Origin of the sequence: Streptomyces sp. NPDC050263, from assembly GCF_040655955.1 — a bacterium.
Lineage (GTDB): Bacteria > Actinomycetota > Actinomycetes > Streptomycetales > Streptomycetaceae > Streptomyces.
On record NZ_JBFAKW010000212.1, the window covers coordinates 1 to 8,978 of the forward strand.

General features: G+C 73.2%; 9 protein-coding genes. 4 read left to right on the forward strand and 5 right to left on the reverse strand.

The genetic code is table 11. The features are described from left to right. The first annotated feature begins 121 nt into the window (after positions 1 to 121). On the forward strand, positions 122 to 451 hold the full coding sequence (locus AB0J04_RS44350) for a DUF6332 family protein (RefSeq protein ID WP_363174404.1): 330 nt from the start codon (positions 122 to 124) through the stop codon (positions 449 to 451). Here the strand turns inward: AB0J04_RS44350 and AB0J04_RS44355 are convergent. From AB0J04_RS44355 to AB0J04_RS44365, 3 genes are read right to left on the reverse strand one after another with little or no spacing between them, the layout of a single operon-like run. Then, on the reverse strand, positions 412 to 1,077 hold the full coding sequence (locus tag AB0J04_RS44355) for a response regulator transcription factor (RefSeq protein WP_363174405.1): 666 nt from the start codon (positions 1,075 to 1,077) through the stop codon (positions 412 to 414). The genes AB0J04_RS44350 and AB0J04_RS44355 overlap by 40 nt on opposite strands. After that, positions 1,074 to 2,318 (reverse strand): sensor histidine kinase, encoded by a 1,245-nt coding sequence (locus AB0J04_RS44360; protein ID WP_363174406.1) that lies wholly within the window; start codon positions 2,316 to 2,318, stop codon positions 1,074 to 1,076. The genes AB0J04_RS44355 and AB0J04_RS44360 overlap by 4 nt, the downstream gene beginning before the upstream one ends. Positions 2,319 to 2,371: 53 nt before the next feature. Further along, entirely contained in the window at positions 2,372 to 3,163 is a 792-nt protein-coding gene (locus tag AB0J04_RS44365) for a TetR/AcrR family transcriptional regulator (protein WP_363174407.1), read from the reverse strand. Between the two features lie 170 nt (positions 3,164 to 3,333). On the opposite strand from AB0J04_RS44365, the gene AB0J04_RS44370 reads away from it, so the two are divergent. Continuing rightward, positions 3,334 to 3,795: a nitroreductase family deazaflavin-dependent oxidoreductase gene (locus AB0J04_RS44370; protein ID WP_363174408.1), complete on the forward strand. Its 462-nt coding sequence runs from the start codon at positions 3,334 to 3,336 to the stop codon at positions 3,793 to 3,795. A 20-nt stretch (positions 3,796 to 3,815) separates the two neighbouring features. On the opposite strand, the gene AB0J04_RS44375 is transcribed toward AB0J04_RS44370, so the two are convergent. After that, positions 3,816 to 5,081, reverse strand: a complete 1,266-nt coding sequence (locus tag AB0J04_RS44375) for a geranylgeranyl reductase family protein (RefSeq protein WP_363174409.1) — start codon at positions 5,079 to 5,081, stop codon at positions 3,816 to 3,818. A gap of 204 nt (positions 5,082 to 5,285) precedes the next feature. On the opposite strand from AB0J04_RS44375, the gene AB0J04_RS44380 reads away from it, so the two are divergent. Both AB0J04_RS44380 and AB0J04_RS44385 read left to right on the forward strand, forming a co-directional pair. Next, positions 5,286 to 6,641, forward strand: coding sequence for a dipeptidase (locus tag AB0J04_RS44380; protein ID WP_363174410.1), 1,356 nt, complete (start codon positions 5,286 to 5,288; stop codon positions 6,639 to 6,641). A gap of 28 nt (positions 6,642 to 6,669) precedes the next feature. After that, the gene (locus AB0J04_RS44385; RefSeq protein ID WP_363174412.1) at positions 6,670 to 7,710 is read left to right on the forward strand and encodes a protein kinase family protein; all 1,041 of its coding nucleotides are present in this window, start codon (positions 6,670 to 6,672) and stop codon (positions 7,708 to 7,710) included. A gap of 21 nt (positions 7,711 to 7,731) precedes the next feature. Here AB0J04_RS44385 and AB0J04_RS44390 read toward each other — a convergent pair whose 3' ends face one another. Then, complete coding sequence (locus AB0J04_RS44390; protein WP_363174411.1) at positions 7,732 to 8,775, reverse strand: NUDIX domain-containing protein; 1,044 nt, start codon at positions 8,773 to 8,775, stop codon at positions 7,732 to 7,734. Positions 8,776 to 8,978: the final 203 nt, after the last annotated feature.

Here is an 8,978-nt window from a genome sequence, read left to right on the forward strand (position 1 = left end):
AGTGCGTGCCGGGCGTCGCGACGCCGCGGAGATCCATCAGAAGCCCCCTAGGGGCTCCTCGAAGCGGTGCGCTCGGCGGGGGCGATTGCCCCGCCGGGCGCACGCCTGTGAGACTTGCCGTATGAGCAGCCACCACGGTTACGGGGGACGGCGCGGTCAGGCCGAACGGGACGCGATCACCGTCGAGATCGGATACGCGTTGTTCAGCGCGGCGTTCGCGGCGGCGGTGCTCTTCGGGGCGCTCGCGGGACCGGCGCTGCTGTTCGAACTGCCGCACATGGCCGAGAAGTTGTCGCTGCGCGCGGGACTCGCGCTCGCGCCCGTGCTGTTCCTGGCCCGGGTGATCTCCGTACTGCTCCGCTTCCGCACGGACGCACGCCTCCGTGCCGAGCCCCGCCTCCGTACGGACCCTCAGCCCAACCAGCCCGGCCGGACCAACCCCGACTCGTAGGCCAGCACGACCAGTTGGGCCCGGTCCCGCGCGCCCAGCTTCACCATGGTGCGGCTGACGTGGGTCTTGGCGGTGAGCGGGCTGACGACCAGTCGGCGGGCGATCTCGTCGTTGGACAGACCGATTCCGACCAGCGCCATCACCTCCCGCTCCCGCTCCGTGAGCCGGCCCAACGCGTCGCCCGTCGCGGGCTCCTTGGAGCGGGCGGCGAACTCGGCGATGAGGCGGCGCGTCACCCCGGGCGAGAGGAGCGCGTCGCCGGCGACCACCGCCCGTACGGCGCGCAGGAGTTCGTCCGGCTCGGTGTCCTTGACCAGAAAGCCGGAAGCGCCCGAGCGGATCGCCTCGAAGACGTACTCGTCGAGTTCGAAGGTGGTGAGCATGACCACCCTGACCTGCGCGAGCGCCTCGTCGCCGGTGATCCGGCGGGTGGCGGCGAGTCCGTCGAGGAGAGGCATCCGGATGTCCATCAGGACGACGTCCGGGCGCAGTTCACGCACCGCGCGCACCGCTTCCCGCCCGTCGGCGGCCTCCCCGGCCACCTCGATGTCCGGCTGCGCGTCTAGCAGCGCCCTGAACCCCGCGCGGACCAACGACTGGTCGTCTGCGAGCAGTACGCGGATCACCGGTCGTCCTCCTCGGCCTCGGCCTTCACCGGCAGTACGGCGAGCACCCGGAAGCCGCCGTCGGGCCGCGGGCCCGCCTCGATCGTGCCACCCAGAGCCGCGGCCCGCTCCCGCATTCCGGCGAGACCGTTGCCGCTGCCGCCCGCGTCGGCGCCGGTCGCCGGTCCGTCGTCGTCGATCCGCAGCCGTAGCGTCGCGCCGGCCGGCTCGAGCCGCACGCGCGCGTGGCGCGAGCCCGAGTGCCGTACGACGTTGGTGAGGGCCTCCTGGACGATACGGAACGCGGCGAGGTCCGTGTGCGGCGGCAACCGCGGCGGCAAGCCGGTCACATCGACCGTGAGGCCCGCGCGCGCCGCCTGTTCCACCAGCTCGGGCAGCCGGTCCAGGCCGGGGGCGGGCGCACGCGGCACGTCCCCGGGCGCGCGGAGGGTGTCGAGCACCTGGCGCACCTCGCCGAGCGCTTCCTTGCTGGCGGACTTGATGGTGGTGAGCGCGGTGCGCGCCTGCTCCGGGTCGGCGTCGAGCAGCGCCAGGCCGACGCCCGCCTGCACGTTGACGACCGAGAGGCTGTGGGCGAGGACGTCGTGCAGTTCACGGGCGATGCGCAGCCGCTCCTCGTCGGCGCGCCGCCGGGCGGCCTGAGCGCGTTCGGCCCGCTCACGGGCCCACTGCTCGTGCCGGCTCCGGGCCAGCTCCGCGATCGCCACGATCGCCAGGACCCATCCGGCGACGACGATCTCCTGCCCGAACGGGGCAGGGTCGTCGCCGGCGGGCGGCAGCCACCGGTACAGCCAGTGCGCGACCAGCAGATGCACGGCCCACAGCATCCCCAGGGCCGTCCAGGCGGCGCGGCGGTGTCCGGCGACGACGGCGGCGAAGCAGGCCACCGCCACGGTCAGGAAGACCGGCCCGTAGGCGTAGCCGGCGCCGAGGTAGATCGCGGCTGCGGCCGCGGTGCCGAACACCACGGCCACCGGTCGCCGTCGCCGCCACAGCAGCAGCCCGGAGGCGACGACGAGCAGCACGCGCGCGAAGACGTCGAGCGAGGCCCGCTCGCCCTCCTGCGCGTGGGACGCGAAGGTCGAGCCGACGAGCACGAACACGGTGATCAGCACGGTGGAACCCCAGGGCCATCGCGCCGCGTCGGGCTCCGCCCCCTCCCAGCGGCGCAGCCGGGGCGGTGGCCCGTGCCGCCACCACTGCCCCGGGCCGCCGCGCCCGCGCACCTGCTCTTCGTCCATGTCCGCCACGCTAGACGCCGCCACCCCCGCCGGACGTCCGCCGGACGAGGTGATCAGCGCTGCTCCCCCGGAAGTACGCGCCGCACTCGCCCGCGTCCATCGCCTCCACCACCGCGCGGCACCCCCGACCAGTGGGCTCCCTCGCCGGACAGGCCCTGGCGCAGACCCGCCTCGTGGGCGAGTCGGGTGACCGCGTGCCGGAAGAACGGCTCGCGGTCCTCCACGAGCCGGTTGAACTGGCCGAACAGTTCGAAGCCGACCAGTCCGTACAGCTGGGCCCAGGCGGCGATGAGTGCGGCGACCGCTCCCGGCGGGAGGTCGGGCGCGAGATCCGACGCCATCCGCACCGCCTCGGGCACCAGCTCGTCCGTGAGGAGCGGCACCTCCAGCGCGTGTGCCTGGTGTGCGTCGCGGACGATGTCGATGAGGAGGAGACCGACGCGGGCGGCGGCCCGGACGGTCGTCGCGGGCGCGCGGTAACCGGGCACCGGCGAGCCGTAGATCAGCGCGTATTCGTGCGGATGCGCCAGCGCCCAGCCGCGCACCGCCTCGCCGACCGCGACCCAGCGGTCGACGGGAGCGGCGTCGGCGACGGCCGCGTGCGCGGTCTCCGCGCTCTCGCCGAGCGAGTCGTAGGCGTCGATGATGAGTGCGGTGAGCAGGTCGTCACGGCTCGGGAAGTACCGGTACAGCGCGGAGGAGGCCATGCCGAGCTCACGGGCCACGGCCCGCAGCGAGAGTTTGGCCGCGCCCTCGGAGGCGAGCTGTCTGCCGGCCTCCTCCTTGATGGCGGTGGTGACTTCGATCCTGGCTCGGGCGCGCGCCCCACGAACGGTGCTGCTCATGGTGGTCAGTGTCCCACGAGACCGGATCAGTGCACACAATCAAGAGCGGCGAACAAAAAAGAGAGCACCGCTCTTGCTTTTGATCGCCGCTCTCGGGCAGACTCGACCCGAGCGAGAGCAGTGCTCACACTTTCGCCCAGGAACTCGCCCGGAAACAGGAGGCAGTACCCATGTCCACCCAAGCCCACGTGCAGAAACCCGGCTGGTTCACCGTCAACGTCCTCAACCGCGCAGTGGCCTGGCTGACCCGACGCGGGCTCAGCGTGTGGGGCTCCCGGGTCCTGGCGGTCCGTGGCCGCAAGAGCGGCGAGTGGCGCACCACCCCCGTCAACCTGCTGACGGTCGACGGGCAGCAGTACCTGATCGCGCCGCGCGGTCACGTCCAGTGGACGCACAACATGCGCGCGGCGGGCGGCGGCGAACTCCACCTCGGCAAGCACGTGGAGGAGTTCACGGCGATCGAGATCGCGGACGACGACAAGACGCCGTTGCTGCGCGCCTACCTCAAGCGCTGGAAGGCCGAGGTCGGCGTCTTCTTCAACGGGGTCGGCCCCGACTCCCCCGACGCCGAGATGCGCCGGATCGCCCCTGACCACCCGGTGTTCCGGATCACCGTCACCGGCCGACGGTGATCACGGGCACGCACCTCCGGTCAGGAACCGCTCTCCTCGGCCTCCGGCGCGGGCGCCGTCGCCGACACCTGGGGCGTCTGACGCCGGTCCATCGCGGTCAGCGCCCGCTGGGCCATCGGATGTGTGCGCACGAGCTCGCCCAGGGTCGTCCGGCCGCGCGTGATGTCGGTGAACGCCCGCCAGGCCGGGCGGAAACCGGTGAGGGCCGCGTGGAAGAGCCCGGGCCGGCGCTCGAAGACGGTGAGCAGCCGCTTGCCGACGCTCATCTCCACACCGAGGCCCGCCTTGATCGCGAAGGCGTAGTTCAGCGCCTGGCGTCGGGCGTCCACCGCGTCGTGCGCCTCGGCGATCCGGACCGCCCACTCACCGGCGAGCCGGCCCGAGCGCAGGGCGAAGGAGATGCCCTCGCGGGTCCACGGCTCCAGCAGACCCGCCGCGTCCCCGCAGACCAGCACCCGACCGCGCGAGAGCGGTGAGTCGTCCGCGCGGCAGCGGGTCAGATGGCCGGACGAGATGCTCGGCTCGAACCCGGCCAGGCCGAGCCGCCCGATGAAGTCCTCCAGGTACCGCTTGGTGGCCGCGCCTTCGCCGCGCGCCGAGATCACGCCCACGGTCAGCGTGTCTCCCTTGGGGAAGACCCAGCCGTAACTGCCGGGCATCGGCCCCCAGTCGATGAGGACGCGCCCCTTCCAGTCCTCGGCGACCGTCTCCGGCACCGGGATCTCCGCCTCCAGGCCGAGATCCACCTGGTCGAGCTTCACGCCGACATGCGCCCCTATCCGGCTCGCGCTGCCGTCGGAGCCGACCACCGCCCGCGCGAGCACCGTCTCGCCGCCCTGGAGGAGGACCGCGACCGTGCGCCGGTCCGGCACCGCCGAGCCGTGCTGCTCGACCCGCTGCACGGTGACGCCCGTGCGCAGCTCGGCGCCCGCCTTCTGGGCGTGCTCGACGAGCTGCTGGTCGAACTCGGGCCGGTTGATCAGCCCGAACAGCATCTGCCGGGAGCGGCGGGTGCGGGTGAAGCGCCCGTTGTTGGAGAAGGTGATCGCGTGCACGCGATCACGGAAGGGCAGCTCGAAGCCTGGCGGCAGCGCATCGCGCGAGGGTCCGATGATGCCGCCGCCGCACGTCTTGTAGCGGGGCAGCTCCGCCTTCTCGAGCAGCAGTACGCGCCGCCCCGTGACCGCCGCCGCGTAGGCGGCCGAGGCCCCCGCGGGTCCCGCGCCCACCACGACGACATCCCACACCTGCCGCACGTCGTCCGCCGAAGAGTTCTCGCTGCTCACGATGGTCTACTGCTCCCGATCAAGCCGCCTGCCGCACCTGTCCCCCGCATCCTACGGCGGAGATCGTCACGGTCCGATGACAGTCCGCTGTGGGAGGATCGGCGGCGTGCGCGCGACCACATCCCGGCAGCGCGTACGCTCGCACGGTCCCCCGAACGGACCAGTGCCACCCCGTACAACGTCGCACCCACAAGGAGCGTGCCCATGTCGTCGAATCCGGTCGCCGAGACCGTCGCCTCCCTGATGCCCAGGGCCCGGGCGGAACTCACCGAGCTGGTGGCGTTCAAGTCGGTGGCGGACTTCGACCAGTTCCCCAGGAGCGAGAGCGAGGCGGCCGCCGACTGGGTCGCGGACGCGCTGCGCGCCGAGGGCTTCGAGGACGTGGCCCTGCTCGACACGCCCGACGGCACCCAGTCGGTCTACGGCTACCTGCCCGGCCCGGCCGGCGCCAGGACGGTCCTGCTCTACGCCCACTACGACGTGCAGCCGCCGCTGGACGAAGCCGCCTGGACCAGCCCGCCCTTCGAGCTGACCGAGCGCGACGGCCGCTGGTACGGCCGCGGCAGCGCCGACTGCAAGGGCGGCGTCATCATGCACCTGCTCGCGCTGCGCGCCCTGAAGGCGAACGGCGGCGTCCCGGTCAACGTCAAGGTGATCGCCGAGGGCTCCGAGGAGCAGGGCACGGGCGGTCTGGAGCGGTACGCGGAGGAACACCCCGAGCTGCTCACGGCCGACACGATCGTCATCGGCGACGCGGGCAACTTCCGGGTCGGGCTGCCGACGGTCACGTCCACCCTGCGGGGCATGACCATGATGCGGGTGCGAATCGACACCCTGGAGGGCAACCTGCACTCCGGCCAGTTCGGCGGGGCCGCTCCCGACGCGCTGGGCGCGCTGATCCGCGTCCTGGACTCGCTGCGCGCCGAGGACGGTTCCACGACCGTCGACGGCCTCACCGCCGACTGCCGCTGGGAAGGCCTGAAGTACGACGAGGCGCAGTTCCGCCAGGACGCCAAGGTGCTGGACGGCGTGGGCCTGATCGGCTCCGGCACGGTGGCCGACCGCATCTGGGCGCGCCCGGCCGTGACCGTCCTCGGCATCGACTGCCCGCCGGTCGTCGGCGCCACGCCGTCGGTGCAGGCGAGCGCCCGCGCGCTGATCAGCCTGCGGGTGCCGCCGGGCATGGACGCGGCCGCGGCCACGAAGCTGCTCGAGGCCCATCTGGAGGCGCACACGCCGTGGGGCGCGCGCGTGAGCACCGAGCAGATCGGCCAGGGCCAGCCGTTCAGCGCGGACACCACCAGCCCGGCGTACGCGGCGATGGCCGAGGCGATGGCGGTGGCCTACCCCGGCCAGGAGATGCAGTACGCGGGTCAGGGCGGCTCCATCCCGCTGTGCAACACGCTGGCCGCGCTCTACCCGCGCGCGGAGATCCTCCTCATCGGCCTCAGCGAGCCGGAGGCGCAGATCCACGCGGTCGACGAGAGCGTGTCCCCGCAGGAGCTGGAGCGGCTGTCGGTGGCGGAGGCGCTGTTCCTGCGCAACTACGCGGCGAACTGAGCCGCGCCGCCCGCCTCGGACGGTGACGATGCAGGAGCGCCGCACCGCCCACCGGGCCGTCGCCCGTTCCCTCGGCCTGCTGAGCGACGCCGAACTCACCGCCCTGGTGGACTCCGGTGTGCTCATGGGCGCCGGGATCGGCGGCCAGGTGCGGCGGGTGGAGGTGGCCGGGCGGCCGGTCTTCGTGAAGCGGATCCGGTTGACGGACGCCGAGCGGCGGCCCGAACACGCGAGGTCCACCGCGAACGTCTTCGACATGCCGTCCTTCTGCCACTACGGCATAGGGGACGTCGGCAGCCCCGGCTTCGGGGCGTGGCGGGAGCTGGCCGTGAACACGATGACCACGCAGTGGGTGCTGTCCGGCCGGTTCCCGGGCTTCCCGCTGACGTACCACTGGCGGGTGCTGCCCGACGGGCCCCGGCCGCTCCCGGCGCAACTGGCCGACGTGGACCGGGCGGTGGCGTACTGGGACGGCGGCCCGGGCCTGCACGCGCGCGTGGAGGGGCTGCGCTCGGCGTCGGCGAGCCTGACGCTGTTCCTGGAGTACGTCCCGTCCACCCTGCACGACTGGCTGGGCGCCCGGCTGCGGACCGACGGCGCGGACGCCGCGTGCGCCCTGGTGGAGCGGGAGTTGCCGGCCCTGACGGGCTTCCTCCGGGACCGGGGGCTGCTGCACTTCGACGTCCACTTCCGCAACGTCCTCACCGACGGCCGGCGTCTGTACCTCGCCGATCACGGACTGGCGCTCGCCGCCGGGTTCCGGCTCACGCCGCCGGAGCGGGCGTTCCTCGACCGGCACCGCGACTACGACCGTGCCTACACCAGCGGCTACTTGGCGAGGTGGCTGGTCACCGACCTGTACGGGTACCGGGGTGAGGAGCGCGAGGCCTTCCTGCGCGCGTGCGCCGAAGGCCTGCGCCCCGAGGCCGTCCCGGACGGCGCCGCCGCCCTCGTCGGCCGGCATGCCCCGGTCGGCGTCGTGATGGAGGAGTTCGAGCGACGGTTCCGGGAGGAGAGCCGGTCCATCCCCTTCCCGGCGGAGACGGTGCGCCCGCTCCTCCCCTGGTAGCCACGGCGCTCGTGGCGGCGCTCACCCGCGCGGGACGCCCGCCTCCAGGTAGAGCGCGGCCCCGCGCTCGCGGGCCCGCAGCGCGCAGCGCAGCCGCTCGTAGCGGACCGGCGGCAGGAGATCGGCCGCCTCCTCCTCCGTGACGAAGCGCCAGGCCCTCAGTTCGGGGCCGGGCAGCAGCAGCCCCGCCACGGCCGCGGAGTCGAGCCGGCCGCCGTCGAAGAGCAGCCGCAGTCCGCCGTAGGCGGGAGCCACCGGGCGCTCCCAGTCGACGACCAGGAGCCTGGGCACGTCCGCGAGCCGGATCCCGGTCTCCTCCTCCACCTCGCGCACGCCCGCGCGCGCGGGCGCCTCGCCGGGCTCCACCACGCCGCCCGGGAACTCCCAGCCGGGCTTGTACGTCGGGTCGACGAGCAGCACCCGGTCCTGCTCGTCGAAGAGCAGCACCCCGGCGGCCACCGTCTCCGCGGTGGGCTCGGGGGTCTGCACGATGTCGCACGCGGACACGGCCCCGCTGCCGACGGCCTCGGCGATCCGGACGGCCGTCTGCTGCGGGGTGAGGGCTCCGTTGTCGACGGGGTGGGCGTCGGCGGTGAGCCAGGAGGCGAGGGCGGCGTGGTACGGCTCGATGTGGTCGTAGGACCACTGACGGATCCGCATCTCGCCGTCGGGGAGGTCCAAAGGGACCTCCCGGTTGGCTATTCGCTCGCGCAGGATCGTTTCCGCCGGAGCGAGGAGGACGTGCCGGACGGCGATGCGGCGGGCGGCGAAACCGCCGAAGATCTCGTCGCGGTACTCCTGGCGCAGCAGGGTCATGGGGACGACGAGGGTGCCGCCCAGCTCGGCGAGGAGCGCGGCGGCCGTGTCGATCACGAGCCGGCGCCAGATCGGCAGATCCTGGAAGTCGCCGACCTCTGCCAGGCGCTTGGCCGGCAGCAGGTACGGGAGCGCTCCGCCGATGACCTCGGGGTCGAAGAGCGTGCTGTTCGGGATCAGGTCGATCAATTCCCGTGCGGTGGTTGTCTTCCCCGCACCGAACGCGCCGTTGATCCAGACGACGGTCACAGTTCCCCCTCTTCTGTTGGCCCCCTGTGGCTTGCCCGCTCCACCCTGCCACGGAAACCAGTTCCCGTTGAGGGCGCAGAGACGCCGTGGCGCCGGCACCCCTGGGCGGGGGGGGGCCCCCCACCGCCGGCGGAACGAGAGCCCCCACGCGCGGGCGCCCCAGGCGCCCCGGGAGAACCAACAAGACGGGGCGGGCGACCAGC

Coding starts and splice junctions, on each gene's coding strand:
- AB0J04_RS44380 (WP_363174410.1), top strand. CDS start 5,286: ATGTCGTCGAATCCGGTCGCCGAGACCGTCGCCTCCCTGATGCCCAGG.
- AB0J04_RS44360 (WP_363174406.1), bottom strand. CDS start 2,318: ATGGACGAAGAGCAGGTGCGCGGGCGCGGCGGCCCGGGGCAGTGGTGG.
- AB0J04_RS44370 (WP_363174408.1), top strand. CDS start 3,334: ATGTCCACCCAAGCCCACGTGCAGAAACCCGGCTGGTTCACCGTCAAC.
- AB0J04_RS44385 (WP_363174412.1), top strand. CDS start 6,670: ATGCAGGAGCGCCGCACCGCCCACCGGGCCGTCGCCCGTTCCCTCGGC.
- AB0J04_RS44365 (WP_363174407.1), bottom strand. CDS start 3,163: ATGAGCAGCACCGTTCGTGGGGCGCGCGCCCGAGCCAGGATCGAAGTC.
- AB0J04_RS44350 (WP_363174404.1), top strand. CDS start 122: ATGAGCAGCCACCACGGTTACGGGGGACGGCGCGGTCAGGCCGAACGG.